The sequence below is a fragment of the Dechloromonas sp. H13 genome, from assembly GCF_009469615.1.
In the GTDB taxonomy this organism is placed as follows: domain Bacteria; phylum Pseudomonadota; class Gammaproteobacteria; order Burkholderiales; family Rhodocyclaceae; genus Azonexus.
Genome location: NZ_SSXX01000003.1, coordinates 48,488 through 71,232, shown reverse-complemented (window position 1 = coordinate 71,232; position 22,745 = coordinate 48,488). Strand labels below are relative to the sequence as shown.

General features: G+C 65.4%; 24 protein-coding genes. 22 read left to right on the top strand and 2 right to left on the bottom strand.

Annotation, left to right across the window (positions count from 1 at the left end; all coding sequences use genetic code 11):
- Positions 1–47 precede the first annotated feature (47 nt).
- Positions 48–977, bottom strand: a complete 930-nt coding sequence (locus tag GH660_RS08725) for a WYL domain-containing protein (protein ID WP_255478809.1) — start codon at positions 975–977, stop codon at positions 48–50.
- Between the two features lie 259 nt (positions 978–1,236).
- On the opposite strand from GH660_RS08725, the gene GH660_RS08720 reads away from it, so the two are divergent.
- The 22 genes from GH660_RS08720 (at position 1,237) to GH660_RS08615 (ending at position 22,389) form a co-directional block, all read left to right on the top strand.
- On the top strand, positions 1,237–1,734 hold the full coding sequence (locus tag GH660_RS08720; protein WP_153146281.1) for a hypothetical protein: 498 nt from the start codon (positions 1,237–1,239) through the stop codon (positions 1,732–1,734).
- A 193-nt stretch (positions 1,735–1,927) separates the two neighbouring features.
- Positions 1,928–2,467: a lytic transglycosylase domain-containing protein gene (locus GH660_RS08715; RefSeq protein WP_153146280.1), complete on the top strand. Its 540-nt coding sequence runs from the start codon at positions 1,928–1,930 to the stop codon at positions 2,465–2,467.
- A complete protein-coding gene (locus GH660_RS08710) occupies positions 2,464–3,144 on the top strand; it encodes an OmpA family protein (RefSeq protein ID WP_153146279.1) in 681 nt (226 codons plus the stop codon). Before GH660_RS08715 ends, GH660_RS08710 begins: the two co-directional genes overlap by 4 nt.
- Positions 3,145–3,284: 140 nt before the next feature.
- Positions 3,285–3,635 (top strand): hypothetical protein, encoded by a 351-nt coding sequence (locus GH660_RS08705; RefSeq protein ID WP_153146278.1) that lies wholly within the window; start codon positions 3,285–3,287, stop codon positions 3,633–3,635.
- Between the two features lie 30 nt (positions 3,636–3,665).
- Positions 3,666–3,965: a type IV conjugative transfer system protein TraL gene (gene traL, locus GH660_RS08700; RefSeq protein WP_042330495.1), complete on the top strand. Its 300-nt coding sequence runs from the start codon at positions 3,666–3,668 to the stop codon at positions 3,963–3,965.
- Between the two features lie 15 nt (positions 3,966–3,980).
- On the top strand, positions 3,981–4,547 hold the full coding sequence (traE, locus tag GH660_RS08695; protein WP_153146277.1) for a type IV conjugative transfer system protein TraE: 567 nt from the start codon (positions 3,981–3,983) through the stop codon (positions 4,545–4,547).
- Between the two features lie 58 nt (positions 4,548–4,605).
- The gene (locus GH660_RS08690; RefSeq protein WP_228276421.1) at positions 4,606–5,424 is read left to right on the top strand and encodes a type-F conjugative transfer system secretin TraK; all 819 of its coding nucleotides are present in this window, start codon (positions 4,606–4,608) and stop codon (positions 5,422–5,424) included.
- Positions 5,421–6,845, top strand: a complete 1,425-nt coding sequence (locus GH660_RS08685; RefSeq protein ID WP_153146275.1) for a TraB/VirB10 family protein — start codon at positions 5,421–5,423, stop codon at positions 6,843–6,845. Before GH660_RS08690 ends, GH660_RS08685 begins: the two co-directional genes overlap by 4 nt.
- Positions 6,832–7,668, top strand: a complete 837-nt coding sequence (locus tag GH660_RS08680) for a DsbC family protein (protein WP_153146274.1) — start codon at positions 6,832–6,834, stop codon at positions 7,666–7,668. The genes GH660_RS08685 and GH660_RS08680 overlap by 14 nt, the downstream gene beginning before the upstream one ends.
- Positions 7,665–8,252 carry a type IV conjugative transfer system lipoprotein TraV gene (gene traV, locus GH660_RS08675; protein WP_153146273.1) on the top strand — a complete coding sequence of 196 codons (588 nt, stop codon included), beginning with the start codon at positions 7,665–7,667 and terminating at the stop codon, positions 8,250–8,252. Before GH660_RS08680 ends, traV begins: the two co-directional genes overlap by 4 nt.
- 7 nt (positions 8,253–8,259) lie before the next feature.
- Positions 8,260–10,827, top strand: a complete 2,568-nt coding sequence (gene traC / locus GH660_RS08670; RefSeq protein WP_194266270.1) for a type IV secretion system protein TraC — start codon at positions 8,260–8,262, stop codon at positions 10,825–10,827.
- Positions 10,824–11,192 carry a hypothetical protein gene (locus GH660_RS08665; protein WP_153146272.1) on the top strand — a complete coding sequence of 123 codons (369 nt, stop codon included), beginning with the start codon at positions 10,824–10,826 and terminating at the stop codon, positions 11,190–11,192. The genes traC and GH660_RS08665 overlap by 4 nt, the downstream gene beginning before the upstream one ends.
- Entirely contained in the window at positions 11,189–11,785 is a 597-nt protein-coding gene (gene traF / locus GH660_RS08660) for a conjugative transfer signal peptidase TraF (protein WP_153146271.1), read from the top strand. Before GH660_RS08665 ends, traF (GH660_RS08660) begins: the two co-directional genes overlap by 4 nt.
- Before the next feature lie 10 nt (positions 11,786–11,795).
- Positions 11,796–12,173 (top strand): hypothetical protein, encoded by a 378-nt coding sequence (locus GH660_RS08655; RefSeq protein ID WP_153146270.1) that lies wholly within the window; start codon positions 11,796–11,798, stop codon positions 12,171–12,173.
- On the top strand, positions 12,170–12,805 hold the full coding sequence (gene traW, locus GH660_RS08650) for a type-F conjugative transfer system protein TraW (RefSeq protein WP_153146269.1): 636 nt from the start codon (positions 12,170–12,172) through the stop codon (positions 12,803–12,805). Before GH660_RS08655 ends, traW begins: the two co-directional genes overlap by 4 nt.
- Complete coding sequence (gene traU, locus GH660_RS08645; RefSeq protein ID WP_153146268.1) at positions 12,802–13,824, top strand: conjugal transfer pilus assembly protein TraU; 1,023 nt, start codon at positions 12,802–12,804, stop codon at positions 13,822–13,824. The genes traW and traU overlap by 4 nt, the downstream gene beginning before the upstream one ends.
- Before the next feature lie 43 nt (positions 13,825–13,867).
- On the top strand, positions 13,868–14,563 hold the full coding sequence (gene trbC, locus GH660_RS08640) for a type-F conjugative transfer system pilin assembly protein TrbC (RefSeq protein ID WP_228276420.1): 696 nt from the start codon (positions 13,868–13,870) through the stop codon (positions 14,561–14,563).
- A gap of 9 nt (positions 14,564–14,572) precedes the next feature.
- The gene (gene traN, locus GH660_RS08635; RefSeq protein WP_153146267.1) at positions 14,573–16,894 is read left to right on the top strand and encodes a type-F conjugative transfer system mating-pair stabilization protein TraN; all 2,322 of its coding nucleotides are present in this window, start codon (positions 14,573–14,575) and stop codon (positions 16,892–16,894) included.
- Positions 16,891–17,265: a hypothetical protein gene (locus GH660_RS08630; RefSeq protein ID WP_153146266.1), complete on the top strand. Its 375-nt coding sequence runs from the start codon at positions 16,891–16,893 to the stop codon at positions 17,263–17,265. The genes traN and GH660_RS08630 overlap by 4 nt, the downstream gene beginning before the upstream one ends.
- Before the next feature lie 61 nt (positions 17,266–17,326).
- Positions 17,327–18,139: a conjugal transfer protein TraF gene (gene traF / locus GH660_RS08625; RefSeq protein ID WP_255478806.1), complete on the top strand. Its 813-nt coding sequence runs from the start codon at positions 17,327–17,329 to the stop codon at positions 18,137–18,139.
- On the top strand, positions 18,136–19,584 hold the full coding sequence (locus tag GH660_RS08620; protein ID WP_153146264.1) for a conjugal transfer protein TraH: 1,449 nt from the start codon (positions 18,136–18,138) through the stop codon (positions 19,582–19,584). Before traF (GH660_RS08625) ends, GH660_RS08620 begins: the two co-directional genes overlap by 4 nt.
- A gap of 33 nt (positions 19,585–19,617) precedes the next feature.
- The gene (locus GH660_RS08615) at positions 19,618–22,389 is read left to right on the top strand and encodes a conjugal transfer protein TraG N-terminal domain-containing protein (RefSeq protein ID WP_153146263.1); all 2,772 of its coding nucleotides are present in this window, start codon (positions 19,618–19,620) and stop codon (positions 22,387–22,389) included.
- On the opposite strand, the gene GH660_RS08610 is transcribed toward GH660_RS08615, so the two are convergent.
- Positions 22,390–22,713, bottom strand: coding sequence for a sulfite exporter TauE/SafE family protein (locus GH660_RS08610; protein ID WP_153146262.1), 324 nt, complete (start codon positions 22,711–22,713; stop codon positions 22,390–22,392). It lies immediately after the preceding gene.
- Positions 22,714–22,745 lie beyond the last annotated feature (32 nt).

The window sequence follows — 22,745 nt, the reverse complement described above, 5'->3', positions numbered from 1 at the left end:
TTCTGGCGTGGACGCGTTGGAAGCTCCGAAGTGCGGCGAAATGGCTGTCATACAACGCCGTGGTAGCCTGGCGCAAGCATGGCACTCTCGACCGCATACAACGTTGGCGTGTTGCGTAGCCAAAGATGATGAGAGTTCGCTGGCAAGGAATGATCCGCCGAGCAGTCAACCTGCCATCGATGAAGCGCATATCCCGCAACAGCAGCGCGAACCTTGGCACGAAGTACGCCGTCGACCATGCCATAGTCGGCGACAACAGCCTCTGGGTGCGCAATGCCAGGGTGGGGGACCAATTCCAGTTCGACTATTCGATTCCATTGGATATCCGAGATAAGCGTTTCATGTTCCTCAACAGGATTGGACAAAGGCTGAACCTTGCCAATCCGATTGGCCACGAAGTCCCCGAAGCGAGCATTCTTTCGGTCATAAGCACGCACATGCCAACGAGTACCGTTATCGACCAACGCGAGCGGCACAATCACGCGCTGAGAAGATCCCGACGACAGGGAAAGATAGGAAACACGGGTCGCTTGCCCTTGATGAACAGCGCGCGCTAACGAGGCGAGTTTGTCGATGGGTGGCGGCGCCAACAAACCAGCACCATCTGTGGGCAAAAATCCCTTTCCTGGTTGATAGACGCCATCCCCAATTCCTTGGCGGAGCCAGGTAAGCGCGCGCTCGGCTGACAGTTCGAATAGCGGGCTAAAGTGGTCACCGAGCGCATACAACTTGGCGCTCACGTCGTAACTCAAATTGCGCGGCGCAAAAGTCCGATACGTCGTCAGGTCGCGAGTTGCAGCTGCGGGTGCAATTCCAAACCGATTTTCGATATCGGCACGCCGAACCTCGCCACAGAAATAGACCTTCACTTCAATAAAGGCCAGTCGCTCGCGCTGCGCTTGGCTCAGCGTCTCAAGATGAATCGTTGGCGATGAAGAAGGCATGGATGAGGGTTCAAGGGCAGTCCGCACCATCATAATCAATTCTCCGACTGACGTATATTGTTTTGATGATCATCATCAGTCTAGCAGTTTCAGGTAATGATTTTCCGTGGGCACGGAGCACAACGAGGGCACCAGGGATCGCGCAGCTCTCGACATCGAATTCCGGGTGATCTGATGCCGAAATCCCCCGCCTAAGAACGCCATTCCCGGGAGACACCAGGACCACGACTGCCTACTCTTCAGTCATGCGCTCGCACGCGCACTACGCCGCCAATGAACCGAGGTAAGCGCCATGACCATCACTACGCAGACGCTGCGACAGGACAACGCTAGGGTCCGCACAAGAGATGCGGAACTGCAGGACGTCATCGAGACTCGCTTGTGGCTCGAAGAACACGACTGGCTATACGGCCTGCTGCGTAGTGACGACAATGTGTCGCCAACTTTCCGCTTCCCCGATCTCATTAGCGCCAGCGTCTCCCTGGTCTTCGCTCACTACGATGCGCCGGTTCGTATCTTCCAGTTCCTGGGTACCGAATTGGTACTGCGCCCGCCCCAGACACCGCGCCGCCGCGAATCGATGTGGCGAAGCCAATACCAGTTGCTGCTCGACCTGCAACGCTCACCGGCCAATCGGCACCCCAATCCAAAGTTTCAACTCGACCAACTGACGACCGCCTGCGTTGCCCTGTGCCGGACAGAGGATGGCTTGGGTGCCGCCGTCCTGCGACAGGCACGCCGCAACATGGCCGAACGCTCCCATCGCGGGCGGGAAGCGCCACCCGGCTGAGGTCTGCATCGCCTCAACTCTTGCCCCTTACTGGCATCCACCCGCTCCTCACCCGCTTGCTCACCGTCACCCTGCCCGGGCTAGACGCCGGACTTACCCGAACCCGACCCAGACCGTCCGCGCACCGCCGACGGCCCTGACCTCACTGCCCGCCGGCTGGCGGGTCGTTCCGGTTTCGTTGGAGAGGTGACTCATGCGTCTGCCGCTGCACTTTGCTGGCCTGACTGCCCTGGCCGTCCTGGCGACCGCGCCCGCCCGGGCTCGGGCCTGCTGGGAGGAGGCAGCCCAGCGCTACGGCATCTCGGCCGACCTGCTTTATGCCGTTGCCCGGGTCGAATCGAACCTGAACCCCCAGGCCGTCAACCGCTCGCACCTCCAGCGCACCGGGTCCTACGACATCGGCCTCATGCAAATCAACAGCGGTCACCTGCGGACCCTGTCCCGGCACGGCATCACGGAAGCCGATCTCTTCGATCCGTGCACCAACATCCGGGTCGGCGCATGGCTGCTGGCCGACAGCTTTTCTCGGCGGGGTGCAACGTGGGATGCCGTCGGCGCCTACAACGCGGCCTGCTCGCAACTCAAGGGCAAGGACTGCGTCGAGGCCCGCGCTCAATACGCCTGGCGGGTGTACCGCCAGTTACCCACGCAACGCAGCGCGCAGTTGGGCAAACACTTGGTAGCGACGGCGACGACGATTCCCGCCCTGATGTCGGTGAGGGTCTCGCCATGACAGCCCAGTTCCTGCGCCGCGTCGCTGCGCTCAGTCTCGTCGCCAGTTGTACCGCCCTCGCATCGTCGTGCAGCCTGTTCCGCACATCGGTGCCGGCCGAGGTCACATTGGGGATGCACGCGGCGACGCCTGCGCAGGTGGCCCAACTCGACTTCGGCCGCCAGGCCAGGTTCGCGAAGTGCGTGCCCCCGGCATGCCCCACCCGCACACCCAAGACGCTCGCGCCGGAAACGCCCAGCCAGCCGATCGCGCGCGAAGCCGCAGTCACCCCGGCCGAATCCGTCGCCCCCGCGCCCTTGGCGCAAGACCCTGCGACGGAGGCGGAAAGCTCGCGCACGGTCATCGTGCAGTTCGGCCTGGGCAGCGCCAAGCTGAGCTCCGCCGCGCGCTCCCAACTGAACCGAGCCATGGGCGACCCGCTCCACGTGCGCCGCATCAAGATCGTCGGCCGCACCGACAGTACCGGGCCGTTGGCCTTCAATGAATCGCTGGCCCTCGCCCGCGCCATCGGGGTTCGCGACCACCTGCGCAAGACGCATCCGACGCTGGCCGCCACGCTGACGCTGCAGGCTCGCGGGGCGTGCTGCTTCATCGCCTCGAACGACACCGTGGCCGGCCGCACGCAGAACCGGCGGGCCGAGGTGGTCTTTCAGATGACCGACGAGCACCTGCCATGACACCGCACCGGTCGCCCGCTCACATCCCAGTCCTTCACCCGTCGAGCGCTTGCGCTCCCACCCGCAGGCGCATCCCTACGCTCACCCGCCTTCCCACCCCTATCCCACTTTCAACGCTCCATCCATGCCCGGAGGTTTTCATGAACACTGCAGATCTTGTTTCTTCCCCCCGCGTCACCACACGCAAACCGATGACCGTCGCGATGCTGCTGGCGATGATCGTCGTCGGCCTTGGCACCGCTTTTCCCGGCTATGCCTTGGACCTGGTCGCCTTCACCGGCATCACTGGACCACTCACCTCGGCACTGACCCAGATCGCCGCGCTCGGACCGGGAATCAAGGCCCTGGTCGGATTCGTCGGTTTCGTGGTCGCGCTCATTTCGCTCTCCGCGCTGCGCAACTTCGGCCCCGTCCTCTTTTACGTGGGCCTCGCCATCTTCGCCGCCGTGGGTCTCGTGATCGCCGGCGCGATCATGGGCGCGGTGGTCTGAACCAGCGGCATCGACACCCAGGAGACCGATATGCAAGCGGACACCTACATCCCGCGACGTCTCGATGACCAATGGAAGATCGGCTTCTGGGATGTCGATGTCGCCGCGCCGATCCTGTTCATGTTCTTCGTCGGCTACCTGTCCGGCAGCAGGCTGTCCTTCGCCGTCTGCATGGCGATGGGCATCTTCGTCTCGCGCTGGATTTCGCGCCTCAAGGCAGACAAGCACCCGGCCTTCGCCATCCACTGGCTGTACTGGCATCTACCCGCCAGTCCGATGACCGCCATGCGCGCCACGCCGCCGTCGCACATCCGCCGCATGGTCGGCTGAGCCCGGAGAAAGCCCATGGACTTCGAACGGCTCAATGGCGACATCAAAGAGATGCGACGCCGCAATCGCGGGCTGGGCCTGGCGGTCGGCGCGCTCGCTGCCGGCCAGATTCTCGCCCTGGTGGTGATCCTCAACCTGCTCGGGACGGTGCGCACCGTGGTCGTGCCGCCCTCGCTCAACAAAACCTTCTGGGTAACCCGCGACCAAGCCAGCAACGAATACCTCGAGCAGATGGGCAGTTTCATCGCCTGGCTGGTGCTCGACGTGACGCCGGCCTCGATCGACTGGAAGAAGGACATCCTGCTCGGCTACGTCGAACCCGACCAGTACGGCCCGCTCAAGACGCGGCAGGAAGTGGAGGCCGAACGCTTGAAGCGCATCAACGCCTCCACCGTGTTCGCGCCCCAGCAACTCGTACCCAGCGAAGAAGGCCAGAGCATCGTCATCCGCGGTCGCCTGCGCACCCTGGTCAACGGCTTCGAGACTGCCAACGACCTCAAGGCCTACCGGGTCGAGTTCAGCTACGCCGGTGCGCGCATGCATTTGAAAAGTTTCAAGGAGGTGCCCAATGCCGGCAACTGAACCAACCCAAGCCCGATCCCCGCATCGGTTCATCCTTGTGCTTCGGCACGGATGGGCGATGAGTGCCGCAATCGCCGCAACGGCCGCCGTCTTCGCCTTGACGCCTGTGCCCGCCCACGCGCTGCAGATCGTCGAGGCCAGCGACGGCGTGTCGGTCGAAGCCATCGTGTCGATCAAGGAGCCGACCCGCATCCGCATCGACGGAACACCAATCACCGACGTGTTCGGCAACATCCATTCGAGTCATTGCGGCGCGGCGACGCCCCTGCCCGCCACGCCGGGTATGAGCAGCACAGCCCCCGGCGGCGGTGTCAGTTCGGCGATCAATCCGGCCGGCGAGGTCGTGCTCGAGTGCGACCGCGACAAGGGCGAAATCTACGTTCGCCCGGTCGGCGATTCCGTGAAACCGATCAACCTGTTCGTCTCATCGGCGAGCACCACCTACACACTGCTGTTGCGCCGCGCGGATACCCCAGCCGACACCATCGTCATCCGCGACAAGACGCCCAGGGCGTTGAAGCCAGCCACAGCAGCCCAGGTGGCCGGGCCGTCACCCAACCCGGTCCGCGCAATGAAGGCGCTGCTGGTTGCGATGGCTTCGGACCGGGTGCCGCCCGACGTCCGCGTCGAAGAGACCCATCGCTCGGTCCCCCTGTGGATCGAGGCGCGCTTTTCACTGGTGCGTCAGTACGAAGGGCGCGGCCTGATCGGCGAGAAGTACCTGCTGCAGAACGTCAGCAATGCCCCCATGGTGCTGGCCGAACCGGAGTTCGATCGCGAGGCCGGCGGCGTCGCCGGCGTCAGTATCGAGCAGCACAACCTGCGCCCCGGCGAGAGCACCAGCGTCTACGTGATCCGCCGAGGAGAGGCGCCATGACTACGCCGCAGCAGCCCTTCCTGTCCCTGCGCGGCCTGCCGCAACGCCTGTCGCAGCACGTGTTGCAGCACCTCTCCCCCCGGCAGCGCCAATACGCCATGCTCAGCGCTTTGTTGGCCGGCGGCGTCGGGCTGCTCTGGCTGATCTTCGCCTTCACCGGCAACAGCCCGAAGACCGGCGCCGCCCAAGCGTCCGCCGGGCAACCGAGTGCGGTCACCAACATCGGCGTGATGCCACCCGGCGGCCAGGTCAATCCAGTGGATCAGTGGGTCGGCACGGCCGGACGCAAGCTCGCCCAGTACGAGAACGAACGTGAAGAGCAAGGACGGCTCAACAAGAACGTCCAAGCCTTCGAAGCGAAGACCATGCAGCGCTTCGCGGACCTGGAACAGCGGCTGACCTCGGCACAGCAAGCCGCCGCCACCCCGGCGGCGCCCACCCCCGTCGCGACCACGCCGACCGCTCTGCCGCCGGCGGCGAGCCTGCCCCCCGCCCCGCCGCCTTCCAAAGGGTCGCCCCCCGGCGTGATGCCAAGCGGCACCCCAGGCGACGCCTTGCTCTCGACGCCGCTGGCAGCGCCGCAGCCCGCGATCACGCGCATCACCGTCGCAGACCGATCCCGCACCGGCACCGGCGCTCCGGTCGCGAACACCGGTGTCAATGCGGACCCGGCCTCGGGCGGCACTTCGCAAGCTGTCGCCCGGACCGTCTCCACCTTCCTGCCGGTGAGTTTTACCCGCGGCACGCTGCTGGGCGGGCTGGATGCGCCGACCGGCGGCCAGTCCCAGTCCAATCCCCACCCGGTCCTGATCCGCCTTTCGGACAACTCGGTCCTGCCCAACCGCTTTCGCGCCGAATACCGCGAGTGCTTCGTGATCGCGGCCGGCTACGGCGACATCAGTTCCGAGCGCGCCTACCTGCGCACCGAGAGCCTGTCCTGCGTACGTACCGACGGCGCCACGCTGGAAGTCAAGATCCAGGGCAGCGTCTATGGCGAGGACGGCAAGGTCGGCATGCGCGGGCGCCTGGTCACCAAGCAGGGCCAGATGCTCGCCAATGCGCTGCTGGCCGGCGTGGTCAGCGGCATCGGCCAGGGCCTGGCCACCTCGTCGACGGAATACAGCACCTCGGCGCTGGGCACGGTCGCGAGCGCCACCGGCGCCGAAGCCTACCGCGCCGGTCTCGGCAGCGGCGTCGGCAAGGCGCTGGACCGGCTGGCCCAGTACTACATCAAGCTCGCCGAGAACACCTTCCCGGTCATCGAGGTGGATGCCGGCCGCGAAGTCGACGTGGTGATCACCAAGGGCGTGCGCATCGACGTCCCCATGACGGCGAGCGACCCGTCTTCCGCACGCCTCGCCCACTCCCCCAACTCCCCCGAAACCCGCTATCTGGAGACCTCCGACGATGGCAACTACTGAACCCCTGTGCCGTCCCCGGCGCGTGGTCGTCGCGGCCTTGAGCGCGACACTGCTTGGTGCGTGCGTCTGCGCCGACGCCGCCACGCCGGACGAGAAGCGCCTGCTGGCGGCCTTGCAGAAAGGCCATCCGGGCACACACTTCACCGAGGTCACCCGCTCGCCCATCGGCGGCCTCTATGAAGTCTGGATGAACGGCAACGTGGCCTACGTCTCGGCCAGCAACCCGCGCTACTTCCTCTTCGGCCACCTGTTCGATACCGCGACCCTGCGCGACATCACCGGCCCGAAACTGGCGCAGGCCAACAGCGTGAATGGCGCCCAAGGATCGGCCCCGGAAACCGAGCGCACGGCAGCGCCCCCCGTCGCCTTCGATCAACTGCCGCTTAGTGATGCGATCAAGACGGTCCGCGGCAATGGCCAGCGCAAGGTGGCCGTCTTCAGTGATCCCAACTGCCCCTACTGCAAACAACTGGAGCCCGAACTGGCGGGCCTCGACAACGTCACCCTCTACACCTTCCTCGTCCCCTTCCAGGGCGAGGCCAAGCCGATCGCCATCTGGTGCGCTGGGGATCGCGCAGCAGCCTGGCAGCGCCTGATGCTCCACGGCGACGACAGTGCGCTCAAGACTGATGCCGCCTGCGACCACCCGATCGCCCGCAACCTGGCACTGGCCCACCAACTCGGCGTCCAGGGCACGCCCACCCTGATCTGGGCGGACGGCAGCCGCACCGAGGGCTTCGTGGGGCGTGCGCTGCTGGAAGGACGCCTCGCGCAGATCGCTTCACCAACGACCCCGCAAGCCACCGCGGAGCAGCAGCCATGAAGACGCTCGTGCTGCGCATGGGCGCCCTCTGCCTGCTGCTCCCCTTGGGCGCCTGCATGAACATGTCCGGTTTGGGCGGCGACTCGAAGTACGCCTGCAAGGCCCCGGAGGGTGTCGCCTGCGACTCGGTGTCGGGCACCTACGCCAACGCCGTCCACAACAACCTGCCCAGCCAACGGGCCAAACGGTCGGCCGCCCCGCGAAAAGAGGCATCCGAAGCGAACCCTCCCGAATCGGCCCGGCCCGCCCCATCGTCCGTCGCCACCGGCGATGCCGACACGGCCGTCACGCCCAGCCCCTTGCGTTCCCAGGCCCGCCTGCTGCGCTTGTGGATCAAGCCCTGGGAAGACGCCGACGGCGATCTCTACGACCAGGGCTACGTCTATGTCCAGGTGGACAACGGCCAGTGGCTGATCGACCACGTCCAGCGCCAGATCCGCGACGCCTATGCGCCACTCAAGGCGCCTCCGAAGTCGGCAACGGAAGCCACCACCGAGCCGAACGCCGGCACCAACGCGCCGGCCGCGCCGATCTTGCCGCAACGGCCTCCGTTCGCCGGGCCCAATGCCAACCGTGCGCAGTGAGGTCGCCATGAACGCCCCCCACAGCAATTCCCCGATCGCCCCCCATCGCGACCGCCGGCAGGCGCAGCGCTTCCCCTTCGCCCAGCCGGTGGATACGCCGGCCGAGCAGTTCGCCAACTGGCTGCCCTACTCCGCCTATCTCGCCCCCGAAAAAATCTTCGTCAACCGCGACAGCATGGGCGTCATGCTCGAGCTCATGCCGCAGTCGGGCGCCGACGAGCGCATGGCGGAAGTCCTGGTCTCGCTCTATGCCAACTGCCCGCCGGGCACCGGCATCCAGTTCCACCTGTTCGGCTCGCCCCAGGTGCGCACCCAGTTGCGGCATTACGCCAACCTGCGGGTCGAGGACGAGGATCAGGCGGAGCAGGCCAAGCAGTGGGGCCGGCCCGCCCGCAACGGGAACCTGTTCAGGAAACTCGCCCGCCAGCGCGTCGGCCACCTGCTGCAGGGCGCGCAGAAGTCGCTCACCGCTGGCTTCCACTACACGATCCGGGATTTCCGGCTGATGCTTTCCGTCGCTTTTCCCGGCGACCCCGAGGATCTCAACAAGCGCGACGAGTTGATGGCGCTGCGCGATTCGATCTCGTCCACCCTGCGCTCGGCCTCGCTCCCCAACCGCGTCTGCGATGCCGCCGACCTGATCAACTGGTGCGCCCTCTTCACCAACCCCGACCGCATCTCCCAGACCGATGCGCCGGACCTGCACTACGACGATGGCCGCGAGTTGCGCGACCAGATCGTGGACTTCGACACCATCCAGGACCCGCACCCCAGCGGCCTCACCCTGTGGAAGGAAGCCAGCCCCGAGGTACTGGAGGCACGCTTCTTCTCGATCAAGAGTTTTCCGGAACGCTTCGCGCTGTGGCAGATGGGCTCCCTCATCGGCGACCTGATGCAGCCGGCCTTGCAATACAGCGCGCCTTTTCTGCTCACCCTGGGCGTGCAGGTGCTGGACCCCAACGTCACCAAGTCGGTGGTCACCGCCAACCATGTGCGGGCCACCCAGAACGCCAAGTCGAAGATGGCCGACGTGATGCCGGACGTGAATAAGAAGCTCCAGGACTGGACGGCGGCAGCGGATGCCATCGACACCGGCGGCAGCCTGGTGAGCCTGTATCACCAGTTGGCGCTGTTCACCGCCCCGAACAAGGCGGTCGCCGCCCACGAAGCGGCCAACGCCATCTGGCGCGGCCGCGGCTTCCAGCTCAATGCCGACGCCTACATGCACCGCCAGGCGCTGCTGGCGAGCCTCCCCATGACGCTGACCGAGAGGTTCCACCGGGACCTGGTCAAGATGCGGCGGGTCACGCGCAAGACCATGGCCAACGCCATCCACATGGCGCCGCTGATCGCCGAGTGGCGCGGCACGCGCACCCCGGCCCTGGTCTTCGGCGGCCGCCGCGGCCAGTTGATGACGCTGGACATCTTCGACAACGACCTGGGCAACTACAACTTCGCCATCATCGGCGCGCCGGGCTCAGGCAAGTCGGTGCTGATGAACGAGATGGCCTGGTCCTATCGAGCGATCGGGGCCAAGGTCTGGATGCTCGACCTCGGCCGCAGTTTCGAGAAGCTGTGCCGCAAGGCCCAGGGCACCTATATCGAGTTCCGCCCCGACGTTGACCTCTGCCTCAATCCCTTCACCCACATCGTCGACATCAACGAGGACATCGACATGCTGGTGCCCGGCATCGCCAAGATGTGCTCGATGCAGCACGCGCTCGAAGAGGTCCAGTACAAGGCCATCTCGGCCATGGTCCTCAAGCTCTGGCGGGAGTACGGAAACGAGTTGCGCATCACGGGGCTGCGCGACGCCTTCAAGGGCGGAACCATCGAGGAACTGGGCGTGGTGGGCGACCAGCGCATCAAGGACCTCGCCATCATGCTCAACCCTTATGCCAAGGGCGGGCAGTACGAGCGCTTCTTCGAGGGCAAGAACAACGTCGACTTCTCCAACGACTTCATCGTCATCGAGAATGAGGAGTTGAAGCGCCGCCCGGACCTGCACGCGGTGGTCAACATCCTGCTGCTGCACCGGATCACCGGCGAGATGTACCTGACCCGCAACCGGCGCAAGGTGCTGTTCGTCGACGAACTGAAACAGCAACTCGGCGACATCGGCGCCGACGATCCGGTCAAGGCCGCCGTGATCGAGGAAGCCGCCCGGCGTGCCCGCAAGTATGGCGGCGCACTCGGCACCGCGACCCAGAGCGCCGACGACTACTACGGCTCGGCGCAGATGGAAGCGGCCTTCAACTGCTCCGACTGGGTCTTCCTGCTGCGCCAGAAGCCGGAATCCATCGAAATGCTCGACCGCAAAGGCCGGCTCACCATGGACGAGCCGAAGAAGCGGCTGTTGAACTCCCTGCGCACCGAGGCCGGCGTGTTCTCCGAGGTGTACATCTCCTCCCCCGTGGGCGAAGGCGTGGCCCGCAACATCCTCGATCCGGCCACCCATCTGCTCTTCTCCAACAAGTTGGAAGACAACGCGCCCATCGATGAACTGCGTGCCCAGGGCCTGTCCATCGACGAGGCGATCGGCGAACTGCTGCGCCGCCGGGGGCACGCGGTATGAAGACCACCGTTGCCCAATGGCTGGCACAGGGCCTGGTCACCCTGTTCGTGGTGGCCGCCTCGCTCACGGCCTACGACCGCCTGGTGCTACGGCCGGCTCTGGTCATCGGCGTGGTCGATGTGGCCGAAGTGTACCGCGCCAAGGAAGCCGAGTTCACCCAGATCCTCACCAAGGCAAGTTCGGAAGAAGACCGCCAGAAGGCGCTGTTCATGGCCCGGGCCTTCGCCCAGCGCCTGCCGCTCGCCCTCGATGAGTTGCCGCGGGAATGCAACTGCCTGGTGATCCTCAGGACCGCCGTGGCAGGACCGACGCCGAATACCGTCGACCTGACGGCGCAGCTGCGCAGAAAGGTGGCCGCGCCATGAACCCCGAACCGGTCCAACAGGCACTGCCGCGTACCGCGTCGAACCCTGGCAGAGGGCGGCGAGTCGTCAAGCATTTTGCCGATTTCCTGCGCCATGTGCGCCGCCGCTGGGTTCTCTACCTGCCGATCTTCGCGATCTGGGGCTTGGCCTATGGCCGGCTCTTCATCGACGCGACGCCACGGCTGCCCGTGCTCTTCAACTGGACGCCAAGTCTGCCGTATCGCATCGCCTGGCTGGTGCGCGGAGCCCACCCCCTGCGGCGCGGCGACTTCATCGTCTACTCGTTCGACGGTGAGGCGCAGGCGCGTTACCCAGGGCTGCGCGGCCAGCCCTTCTTCAAGATCGTGCGGGGCTTACCGGGCGATGCCGTGACCGTCGCCGGTCGGCACGTGGCGATCAACGGCGAGGAGGTCGGCGTGGCCAAGCTGCAGGCCTACGACCATAGTCCGCTGGTACCGATTACGCCCACCGTCATCCCGCCCGGGCACTACTACGTGCAGGGCACCAGCCCCGACTCCTTCGACTCGCGCTACCAGGACAGCGGCCTGGTACGGGCCGAGCAGGTGGTCGGTGTCGTGGTTCCGCTGTATTGAAAGGCGCGCCATGACCAAGGCCCTTCTGCTCCTCGCGCTGCTCGGCCTCTTGACCCAGCCGGCCGCCCGGGGCCAGTCCAGTCCGGCCCGCGGGCCGATCCACGGGGCGCCGACGACGCCAGGGATCAATGACATGCCGCTGGCCGACTATCTCGGCCTCCTGCGGCAAATCGCCCCCGCCGCCGAGGCGGGGGCCAAGGACTATCTCGCCGATTTCGAGCAACGTTGTGGCCGGGCACTCACCACGACCGAGTTGCGCCAAGCGATGTCGGACGGTGACGGCGATCCGGTGCTGATGGGGCTGATCCGCGCCAGCCACCGGCGCGATACCGCCGCCCGCGAACAACTCGCCGGACAGATCCGTTGCCCGGCCAGGGGGGCGCGATGAAACGCTGCATCGTGTCCGCTCCCCTCGTGCTCGGCCTGATGCTGGGCGCGGCTGGCGCGCGGGCCATGGATCTGGGCGTCATCGGTCCGACCTACGAGATCAGCGAACCCCATCTGCTCCAGATGATCGAGCAGCGCCTGCGCGAGAAGGAACGAAGCGGCGAACTCGGGCGCCTGGAAGCAGAAGCCCGGAAACGGGGCATCGCGACCGTGAAGAATCCGCCGCCCGTCACCGGCCTGCGGCCGACCGACACGGTGCGGACCTTCTACTTCGACCCGAGCTTCACCCTGGATCGCAACATCTTCGGCCCCCAGGGCGAATTGCTGTTTGCCGCCGGGACGCGCAAGAACCCGCTGGAGGTGGTGTCGCTGTCCCGGCACCTGCTGTTCTTCGATGCCCGCGACCCGCGTCAGGTCGGCCGCGCCCGGCAGTTGATCGCCCTCTACCAGGGCCGAGTGAAGCCGATCCTGGTCGGCGGCTCCTACCTGGACCTCATGCAGTCCTGGCACGTCCCGGTCTACTACGACCAGCAGGGACTGCTCACCCGCCGCCTGGGCATCACCCAAGTGCCGGCCCTGGTGTCGCAGGACGGGCTGCGGTTGCGTATCGACGAACTGGCGGTGTCCCCATGAATGCCCATCGCGGCCTCGTTCGTTTCCTGTTCGCCGCCGTCCTCGCCTGCGCCGCCGGCCCCAGCCTCGCCGCCGGTGCGGCCACCTGCACTGGCAAGTTTCCCAATCCGATCACCGATATCTGCTGGTCCTGCATCCTGCCGATCAGCATCGGCAGTGCGCGCATCGCCAACTTCGGCGACCAGGAGGACACCGACAACCCATCGAGCCCCGTCTGCAGTTGTGGCGTCAATCCGGTCATCGGACTCTCTATTGGCTTCTGGGAGCCCGCACGGCATGTCGAGGCAGTGCGCAAACCATTCTGCCTGGTATCGCTCGGCGGCATCGATCTCGACCCGGGCATTCCGGCGCCGGAAGCGGCGCGCTTCACGCGCCCCGAAGGCGATGGCGACGGCGGCAGCTTCTACCAGGCGCACTTCTACGTGAACCCGGTGATGTACTGGCTGGACGTGGTGACCGACTTCCCCTGCCTGGAAAAGGGCTCCTTCGATCTCGCCTACCTCACCGAGGTCGATCCCCTGTGGACCGACGACGAACTCACGTTGATCCTCAATCCGGACGCCGTGCTCTTCGCCAATCCGGTCGCCATCGCCGCCTGCGCCGCCGACTGCGTCGCCGCTTCGGTGGGCTTCGGCCTCAAGGAGCTCTTCTGGTGCGCCGGCTGCCAGGGTGGCATTTACCCACTCGACGGCCACGTGCCCTACCACCTGGGCGGCGTGCGCACGGCCGCGCTGATGGCCCAGCGCCTGACCGCCAAAATGCACCGCGAACTGATCGCCTGGGGCTGGCACGGCACGCCCGGCCTGTGTGGACCGTATTTCGAGCCGGTCATGGACAAGACCGCCTACAAGACCCAACTCACCTATCCGATCCCCAACACCGACAAGGAGGCCGGCCGCTGCTGCCAGCCCTTCGGGCGCACCACGGTGCTCTGGGGCGCCGGCAAGGAATACCCGGTGCGCGGCGAGGACTTCGCCTTCATGTTATTTCGCAAGAGGAACTGCTGTGTGGGCTTCTGATCTCCGTCCTTCTGCCTGGGCCCTCGGCCTCACCGCCGCACTCGTGGCGAGCGCGCAGGCCCTGGCGCAAAACCCGCCGGCCATCACCGACGCGGACATCGAACGGGTCCGCCGGGAAATGCCGACCGTCACCGACCAGGACATCGACGCGGCGCGGCGGAAGTACGCAACACCCAGCGATGCCGAACTCCGATATGCACCGGTGCCGCCCCCCAACGTCGAGGCGCTGCCCCAGCCCCTCAGCCGCCCCCCGATCGACCTCGAAGCGCTGGCGCGGGGCTATGCATTGCGAGCGGAGGCGATGACTCAGTCGCAGGGGCTGGCGACCGGGCCCGGGCTGTTGGTGTTCGTCAGCCTGTCCATGCCCCGGCCCACGCTGCAAAGCCTCATCGACCAGGCCGCGCGGGCCAAGGCATCGATCGTCCTCCGGGGCTTCGCCAACGGCTCGCTGCGCGACACCGTCGCCCAGGTGCAGGGCCTGATCGGTTCCCGCCAGGTGGCCGTTCAGATCGATCCCCAGGCCTTCGACCGCTATGCCGTCACCCGGGTACCGTCCTTCGTGCTGGTGCGCGACGGCACCCGCCCGGTTGCCTGCGCCAGCGGCAGTTGCGCGCCGGCCGACAGTTTCCTGCGGACCTCCGGCGACGTGAGCCTGGACTACGCGCTGGAACACATGCGGCGCTCGGCACCCGGGTTCGGCCCGCCCGCCGACACCTTCCTGAAACGGATTAAGGGATAGGAGGCCACGATGCGCCGCTGGGTCACCTGGATCACGCTCGTCTGCTTTGTCACGACGCAGACTGCCGCCGTCGCCAGTCCGTTCGAGGAAGGCACCGCCGCCGGGCAGGCGGCCAATCCCGTCATCCGGGGGACGGTGAATACGCCGAGTGCATCGAGTGCCGTGCCGGGCTACACCACGACGCCACCGGAAACCACGTACTACGGCCAGCCCAGCCTGTCGGGGGCGGCCAATGCCCGCCTGGCCGCCTGCGCCACCAGTATCGATGATCCCGTCTGCCAGGCGCAGCGCGGTGCCGTGACTTCGGCCAACACGCCGCGCACCCCGGTCTCGGCCTACGACCCCGCCGTCGCCGCCGCCCGCGATATTGCAGGCAATCCGTCGAGCGTGCTGGGCAGTCTCGCCAACTATTACTCGGGTTGCACCACCGCCGAGATCACCACGCCCGTGGGTACCACCACCAAGGTCTGCAACCGTTACAGCGGCGTCGGCAACTACACCACCCGGCGCGATCTGACGGTCCAGGTCGAACTGCTGCCCAGTTGTGCCGAAGGCACGTGGTTCGCCCACGGCCAGGTCAACCGCAACGGTGCCGACTACATGGTGGCCGAGGCGCAATGCCGCATCCGCGCCGATGGGTTGCAGCGTTTCCGCTTCTACGCCGCCGGCGGCATGGGCGCCTGCATCGGCTGGCAGGCCCTCGATCTGCCGATTGCACCGGCTACCCAGGCGGCCTATGTCACCGACCTGTCGCCGCATTGGCAGGGCTACTGCTGGCACCCATTCAAGGTCGTGATGATGCCGGGATCGGGCTGCGCGAGCGGGACTTGCAACTACACCTTCCAGTTTGGCACGCCGGTCTATGCCTGCCCCGCCGGGACGGTGCGCGGCGATACGCTGAGCACCTACTGGGCCGGCATATTCCTCACCGCTGGTGCGGCCGACCAGTGCTTCACCCTCACCGTCCCCGATGCCAATACCGGCTGCCCCGTCGGGAGCACGGCGATCTACGACGACAGCGGGATGCAGTGCGCCGTACCCGCCGGGGCCGCCACGCTCACCGGCGCCTCGGGCTGGAGCCTGCCCTTGTCCTTCGTCCAGCCGACCATGGAGCAGCACGAGACGGACGTCTGGGTCGACCAAAGTGCCGTGCTGACGGCGGGCGGCCGCTGCACCGTGACCACTGCCGACCGCTGCGTCGACGGCCCCGCCACCAAGACCATCGACGGCCGAGCCGTCACGCGCGCCTGCTGGTCCTATGAGCGCACTTTGACCTGCGCCGCCGGCGCCCCGGTGGACGAGTGCGCCCCGATGGCGAGCAGCGGTTGCACGCCAGCCACCAGCACCTGCAAGCAGATGAATGCCGCAACGGGCTTATGCGAAATCACCCAGGCCACCTACACCTGCCCGGTCAGCGCAGAGACCGCTACCACCGCCTCGAACTGCCCTGCCAACGTCTATTGCCTGGGCTCGAACTGCTTCAACACAAGCTACACCAACGACGCCGACTTCGCGCGCTCGATGTCCTTGATGGAAGCGGCACGCGAAGCCGGCGTGTACCTCGATACGGACAACATGCAGGTGTTCAAGGGCGAGTCAAACAAATGCCGGGACCGGCTTTTCAAGAACTGCTGCTATTCCGACTCGGCCGGGGCCGGCATGACCAACCAGAGTCTGTTCGGTACGGGCTCGCGACTGGTGTACGACGTCCTGATGAACGCCGACAACCGCGAGTTCCTCTACCAGGGCATGCAAGCCCTGTTGTTCAGCGGCGGATTCAGCGGCAGCTTCACCACCTATGGCGTCACCGTCGCCGTCAATGGCACGGCACTGCCAGCAGGCTCGGCCGTTGTCTACTCCGGTGAGAACTTGGTGATCGCCTTCGATCCCTGGTCCCTGGCGATCGCGGTCGTGATCTACATCGTCGTGTCGATGTCGTCCTGCAACGAGGACGAAGGCAAGCTCGCGATGAAGGAAGGGGCCGGCCTGTGCCATAGCATCGGAACCTATTGTTCGTCGTGCATCCGCATCCTCGGCGCCTGTGTCGCCTGCATCGAGCACACCACCGGCAAGTGCTGCTTCAACAGCAAGCTCGCGCGCATCGTCAACGAGCAGGGCCGCGTCCAGGTGGGCAAGGGCTGGGGCTCCGGCAAGAACCCCGACTGCTCGGGCTTCACCATCGCGCAACTGCAGAGCCTGGACTTTGCGGCGATGGACCTCTCTGAGTTCTATGCCTCCATCGTCCCGACGCTGCCCAGTGTCGGAACGATCCAGGGCAGCAACGCCTCGCGCCTCACCACCTGCTACTACGGACAGGGGAAATGCCAATGAAGCCTGTCTATGCCGCTGCGCTGCTCGCCGCATTCGCGTTGCCCGTCTTCGCCGACGACGTGCTCCGCACGCCGGTGCCCGATGCGCGCCCGGTGATGCTGGCCGCCCTCCAGGCGACCGACGGGCAGGCCCACGGCGTTCTCACCGGCGAGATGGCGGATGCGATCACGAGGCGCTTCGGTGCCACCTCGCCGATCTTCATCGACGTGACGACCGAGAAGCGCTATGCCCAACCGGGTTGCAGCCGGCTAAAGGTCACGTTCTGGCAAGACGGCGTTCTCCTGCCCGGCGCGACGACCCCGCGCCGGCAGACGATGGCCTTCGGCATCAACTACTGCCTCGACGGCCGGCCGCCGCAATCCCTGAAGTAGAGCCTGTATGAAGCGCTTCGCGTTCCCCATACCCGTCCGCTTGGCGCTCGCGCTGGCCTCGATGCTGGGCGCCAGCGCCGCGTCGGCCCAGGATGCTGCTGCGCGCTACTGGTCCGAGAGTTGGCGCGGCTGGCATTTCTACGAGGATCCCATGCCCGAGGAACGGGAACGTCAGCCGCTGCCGGACAAGGTGGTGCCCGCGGCACCACCGGCTCTGCCCTCGAAAGCCCCGGAATTGGTCGAGTTCGAACGCATGCAGAAGACGCTGGAAAACACCCGCAACATCGCCATCATGCGGCCGACCGAGGCGAACGTACGCCGCTACATGGAACTCGAGTCCCAAGTGGTCGCGCGTGCCTCCTATTTCGCCGACGTGGCGCAGCGGGTCGCCTGGGCCACGCCGGCCCTCGATCCGACGCTGCAAGGTCGGCCGGTCAACGCCAAGGCGCTGGAGGTATTCGAGCAGACCGAGTTGGTGGATCGATCCCGTTCGATTGCCGAACTGGGCAAGGACCACGTGCTGTTCTTCTTCTACCGCTCGGATTGTCCGTATTGCCATGCATTTGCGCCTACCTTGGCGGCCTTCCAGGCGCGCCACGGCATCCAGGTCGTGGCCATCAGCGTCGATGGCGGCCCGATGCCGGGCTTCCCCCAGGCGCGTACCGACAACGGCATCGCCACCGCCCTGAAGGTCGCCCAGGTGCCCGCCGTCTTCCTGGCCCAGCCCTTCACCGGAAAGATTACGCCCATCGGTTTCGGCGTGCTCTCGGAATCCCAGTTGCTGGAACGCATCGCCGCCGTGTCCGGCCCGCAGACCGAGGCCATGCTGCCCGGAACGACGCAACGTCTTGCCCTGCCCCAGGAGGCCCCATGAACCACCCCGACCATCACCCGTTGTGGCGACCCTCCGCCGCGCTGCTGGCGTTGCTGCTGGTGATCTCGCCGCTGCCGCTGCGCGCCGGCGACCTGAACACGGAAGTGAATGACATGTTCAACAACCTGGGCGCCATCGGCAACTACACGGCCCCGGGGGCCTTCCGCGGCCAGACCTTCAATACCTACACCGGCGGCAACCTGATGATGCGCTCGCCCAACAAGGTCTATCAGCTCGCAGCCATCCAGTTCCCCAGCGCCAAGGCCGGCTGCGGCGGCATCGACGTCTTCGGCGGCAGCTTCAGCCACATCTCGGCCACCGAGTTCAAGAACATGCTGAGAAACATCACGGCCGCCCTGCCCGGCATTGCCTTCCAGTTGGCGCTCGAAGCGGTTTCACCCCTCTTGGGCGGACTCACCAAGTGGGCCAAGGGGCTGGAGACCTGGATCAACAACGCGCGCATCAACTCGTGCGAGACGGCCAAAGCCATCGTCAGCACGGCCGCCGAGTCCGTCGGCTACAGCTCGCAGGAAACCTGCGCCGACCTCGCCGTCGAGATGGGCCTGGAGAGCGACCGGGATGCGGCGCGCCGGCGTTGTGGCTCCGACCGGCCCGGCATCCTGGCATCGGCACGTTCCTCCAGCGATCCGAATGTGAAGAACAAGGCCCCCTTTGTCGGCAACCTGACCTGGAAGGCGCTGCAGTACACGGGTTCCTACCTCGACGATCAGGAGCGCGAGCTGATCATGAGCCTGGTCGGCACGATCATCTATTACCCGGAAGAATCGGCCCGCGACCCCGAGCCGATTGCGCCCACCCTCACGTCGATCAGCCAGTTGCTGTACGGCCAGAGCGCGGCGGGCGGCACGGATGTCATCCAGCACATGCTGAAGTGCAACGACTACACCAACTGCGATGTGGTGACGCTGAACACCGGTTACACCCACACGCCCTTCACTGCCAAGGTCGAGGCCTTGATGCGTTCCATCGCCGAGAAGATCGCCACGCGCACTGCCATCCCCAACAATTCGACCGAGGTCGGCTTCGTGAACCAGACCACCGAGCCGGTCTACAAGATGCTGTCCATCGGCACCAGCATCCCGGGCTCCGGCCTCTCCGACAGCCTGATCGCCCAGTACCGCGACGTCATCGCCGCCGACTATGCCTACGTTTTTCTGGAGCGCAACCTGCGTCTGGGCATGGCCGCCCTGGACAAGAACTACACGTTGCAGCAGACGCAACGTGACCAGGCCAACCAGATCCGCCAGCGTGCCCAGGCGATGCTCCTGCAACTGTCGCAAGAAAAGAACCTGCTCTACCAGAAGGTGGGTTCCTTCCGGGCGGTGGCTAGCCACCTGGAACAGCTCGAGCGCCAACTGCGTTCCAGCATGCCGCAGCACGTGATGGACATGCTCGGCCAGCAGGCCGCCTATCTGTCGCAGTAGCGCAGACGGAATTGCGCGAGGAGAGGGAGCGCCATGTGGGAAATCTACGCCTATCAGAATGCCGACAGCCTGTTCGGTGTCTTCAACGCCGCCGCCGCAATCCATGCATCGGGGGACTACCTGTCGGCTGTAGCCGCTGTCGCCTTCTGCGGCTTCGTTGCGGCGCTCATCGCCTACGCCTTCGCCCCCGAGAAACTGCAGGGCTGGAAATGGTTGGGCACGGTGGTGCTGGTTTTTTCGGTGCTGATCGTACCCAAGGTGACCGTGGGCATCATAGACAAGACGGGCGGCTCCGCGGTCAAGGTGGTCGACAACGTGCCCTTCGGCGTGGCCGTCCTGGGCAGCCTCACGAGCACCATCGGCAACACGCTGACCGGGCTTTTCGAGACGGCGTTCCAGGTCATTCCGGGCATCGGCGCCCTGCCCGCCGAGCTGAGCTACCAGCAGAACGGCCTGATGTTCGGCAATCGCCTGATCCGCGAAACCGGCAACGTGGTGTTCCAGGACCCGGCGTTCCGCACCGACCTCATCAACTTCATCCACAACTGCACGACCTACGACCTCATCGACGGCACCCTCGATCCGGCCACCTTCTCCGCGTCCGACGATGTCTGGCCGCTGATGGCCTCGCCCAATCCGGCACGGTTCAGCACGTTGACCGCCGCGGGCGGCAGCGTCGGCGTCGACACCTGCCCGAACGTGTACCAGAGTCTCAATGGGCGACTGCCGGCGCAGATCACCCGCATTCAGGGGCGCCTGGCCTTCCAGCTCAACCCGACGCTGCCCGGTGCCGCTGCCGCGGCCGTCATCGCCGGGCAAATTCAGCAGGCCTATCTCAAGAACAGCATCGCCACCGCCGCCGCCACGGCTGCCGACCTCATCCGGCAGAACGCGGTGCTCAACGCACTCGAGGACACCAGCAAGATCGTCGGCCAGAAGGTCAATGATCCAGCGGCCATGGTGCTGGCGGTCGGCCGGGCCCAGGCGGTGGCCCAGCAGAACGCGACCTGGCTCAACTACGGCAAGGTGGCCGAGCAGGCCCTGCCGGTTTTCCGCAATGTGGTCGAGGCGGTGACCTACGCGATGTTCCCGCTCTTCGTACTGCTGCTCCTGCTCACCAGCGGACGCGAGACGATGCTGGCCTTCAAGGGCTATGCGGCCGTGCTCATCTGGATCCAGCTTTGGCCGCCGCTCTACGCCATCCTCAACTACATGGCCTCGATCTACGCGGCCTACGATCTGGCGGCCGCGGCGGACCTGGGCACCGGCACCAAGGCGCTGGCCCTACAGACCGCCTCAACGATCTACTCGCGGGCGATCTCGGGCGAGGCCGTCGTGGGTTACCTCGCCATCAGCATCCCCTTCATCGCCTGGGCGGCCTTGAAGCGCATGGAGAATTTCGGGACGGCGCTGGTCGGTGGGCTATCGGGCCTGCAGGCGATGATCTCGGGTGGCACCTCGGCATCCACCGTCGGCAACGTTTCCATGGGGAATGTGGGGATGGATCAGATGCAACTGGCGCCCAACCGCACCTCGGCTTTCATGGGCAGTTGGCAAAACGATCTGAGCGGGAACACGTTCTCGTCGAATGCGCTGACCGGGCGAACCGCCGTCAGCCTGCTGCGCAACCAGGGGTTTGCGTCGAGGGTGGTGTCGATGCGGGTGTCCGAGCAGGATGTGGTGCAGGCAAGTCGGCAAGCCGACTCCGCACGAAACGAGGCTGTCGCAGCCAGCACTGAGCGCGCGGCCGTGCTATCGGAAGCATTATCGCGCGGGCTGACCAACTTGCACTCATCGCGCAGGAGCAGTGGCTCCACGTCCAGCAGTTTCGAGCAGGTGGGCGAAACACTGAACAGGCTGGATCAGATATCAAAGAGTGTGGCCGATAGCACAGGACTGTCGCAGTCTCAAGTTGCCAGTATCGCGTTTGGAGCAGCCGGCCACCTGGGATTAAACGCCGGCGCAGTTGGGGGTCGGCTGAACGCCAGCGCGGACAAAAGTTACCTGTCTGGCTTATCGGCACAGGAACAAAAGGTCCTGGGCAGCATGAGCAACGAACAGTTGGCAGAGTTCAAACAGTTCGGCGACAGGGTGTCGCGCGACGCGAGCTTCATGAGCACGATAGCCAATGATTCGCGCGAAGCGCGCGACATGACTGCTCGCCTTGCTTTCACGCATGCACGATCGGAGCGCGCTGAGGCGAGTCTCGCTGAGCGTACGGCCTTCGCGGAGCGCATGTCTGCCGCCCACGAGAAGGGAGAAACCATTTCCATCGACATCGCTCAGGACCCGCACAACCTGGAGATGTTCATGCGCTATGCTGACCAGTACGGCGGCAACAGCGCCGCAGCCCATACCCTGATGGAATCCGAATTGGCGCGACAATCTCTTCGCCCGAATCGAGTGTTCTCCGACGGGGCCGCATTACCGGCCTCCTTTGGCGATATCCGGGACCAGCATGCGCATCAGCGAGGCGATGGTGCCCTGACGCCCGATATAGCCAGGCTGCACCAATCCAACCGGGAACAAACATCACGGTTTGGAAACGCCAAGCCGTCGCAGGAAACTGCCCCAATGGTGTCGCCTGTCCGAGAGGAGGTTCGTACCAAAGGCAATAAAATACGATCGGATGCAGAATCGAGCCGCACAAGCTTTGACGCCAAGGCTGAGATCATCAAGACTGATGACGGAACGCTTGCATCGAAGAAATCGCTGCTGGTGCAGTCAGGTAAGCAGGTCGGTAAGGACGCTGGAGCGACACTCGACAACGCAAAGGATGTAGTGAAGGACTTGTTGCGAAAGTAGTCAGCCGAGCCTATCCGGGTCGAACATGTGCTTGCCGGGTTCAGCTTCAGATGGCTTCATGAATGGAGGATGGCCTTTGTCACGCCAGTAGTTCGCAGCTAGATCCTTCGGCGTGGTGCCCATCCCGGGGAGCGGATTCTCGTCCCATTCAAGGGGCTGCCGCCCCTTCCAACCAATGCTAGCCAGCGCCCCGCCAATGGGCGCTCCGAAAAGTGCGCCGACGCCCATCATTACAAGGCGGGTTCCCCAATCGGTATTCGCAGCAGCGATCAAGCCGATTAGCGCGCCCAGCGCGATGAAAACTATGAAGATGAGTTTTCGCATTCCGATCGACTCCTACTGACTCAGGATATCCA

Bases quoted from the DNA above. Each gene is read 5' to 3' on its own strand.
- GH660_RS08715 (WP_153146280.1), top strand. From the start codon at position 1,928: ATGCGTCTGCCGCTGCACTTTGCTGGCCTGACTGCCCTGGCCGTCCTG.
- GH660_RS08685 (WP_153146275.1), top strand. From the start codon at position 5,421: ATGACTACGCCGCAGCAGCCCTTCCTGTCCCTGCGCGGCCTGCCGCAA.
- GH660_RS08630 (WP_153146266.1), top strand. From the start codon at position 16,891: ATGAAGCCTGTCTATGCCGCTGCGCTGCTCGCCGCATTCGCGTTGCCC.
- GH660_RS08725 (WP_255478809.1), bottom strand. From the start codon at position 977: ATGATGGTGCGGACTGCCCTTGAACCCTCATCCATGCCTTCTTCATCG.
- GH660_RS08680 (WP_153146274.1), top strand. From the start codon at position 6,832: ATGGCAACTACTGAACCCCTGTGCCGTCCCCGGCGCGTGGTCGTCGCG.
- GH660_RS08655 (WP_153146270.1), top strand. From the start codon at position 11,796: ATGACCAAGGCCCTTCTGCTCCTCGCGCTGCTCGGCCTCTTGACCCAG.
- traF (WP_153146271.1), top strand. From the start codon at position 11,189: ATGAACCCCGAACCGGTCCAACAGGCACTGCCGCGTACCGCGTCGAAC.
- GH660_RS08615 (WP_153146263.1), top strand. From the start codon at position 19,618: ATGTGGGAAATCTACGCCTATCAGAATGCCGACAGCCTGTTCGGTGTC.
- GH660_RS08720 (WP_153146281.1), top strand. From the start codon at position 1,237: ATGACCATCACTACGCAGACGCTGCGACAGGACAACGCTAGGGTCCGC.
- traE (WP_153146277.1), top strand. From the start codon at position 3,981: ATGGACTTCGAACGGCTCAATGGCGACATCAAAGAGATGCGACGCCGC.
- traU (WP_153146268.1), top strand. From the start codon at position 12,802: ATGAATGCCCATCGCGGCCTCGTTCGTTTCCTGTTCGCCGCCGTCCTC.
- traN (WP_153146267.1), top strand. From the start codon at position 14,573: ATGCGCCGCTGGGTCACCTGGATCACGCTCGTCTGCTTTGTCACGACG.
- GH660_RS08610 (WP_153146262.1), bottom strand. From the start codon at position 22,713: ATGCGAAAACTCATCTTCATAGTTTTCATCGCGCTGGGCGCGCTAATC.
- traF (WP_255478806.1), top strand. From the start codon at position 17,327: ATGCTGGGCGCCAGCGCCGCGTCGGCCCAGGATGCTGCTGCGCGCTAC.
- traC (WP_194266270.1), top strand. From the start codon at position 8,260: ATGAACGCCCCCCACAGCAATTCCCCGATCGCCCCCCATCGCGACCGC.
- traV (WP_153146273.1), top strand. From the start codon at position 7,665: ATGAAGACGCTCGTGCTGCGCATGGGCGCCCTCTGCCTGCTGCTCCCC.
- GH660_RS08690 (WP_228276421.1), top strand. From the start codon at position 4,606: ATGAGTGCCGCAATCGCCGCAACGGCCGCCGTCTTCGCCTTGACGCCT.
- traL (WP_042330495.1), top strand. From the start codon at position 3,666: ATGCAAGCGGACACCTACATCCCGCGACGTCTCGATGACCAATGGAAG.
- GH660_RS08705 (WP_153146278.1), top strand. From the start codon at position 3,285: ATGAACACTGCAGATCTTGTTTCTTCCCCCCGCGTCACCACACGCAAA.
- traW (WP_153146269.1), top strand. From the start codon at position 12,170: ATGAAACGCTGCATCGTGTCCGCTCCCCTCGTGCTCGGCCTGATGCTG.
- GH660_RS08665 (WP_153146272.1), top strand. From the start codon at position 10,824: ATGAAGACCACCGTTGCCCAATGGCTGGCACAGGGCCTGGTCACCCTG.
- GH660_RS08710 (WP_153146279.1), top strand. From the start codon at position 2,464: ATGACAGCCCAGTTCCTGCGCCGCGTCGCTGCGCTCAGTCTCGTCGCC.
- GH660_RS08620 (WP_153146264.1), top strand. From the start codon at position 18,136: ATGAACCACCCCGACCATCACCCGTTGTGGCGACCCTCCGCCGCGCTG.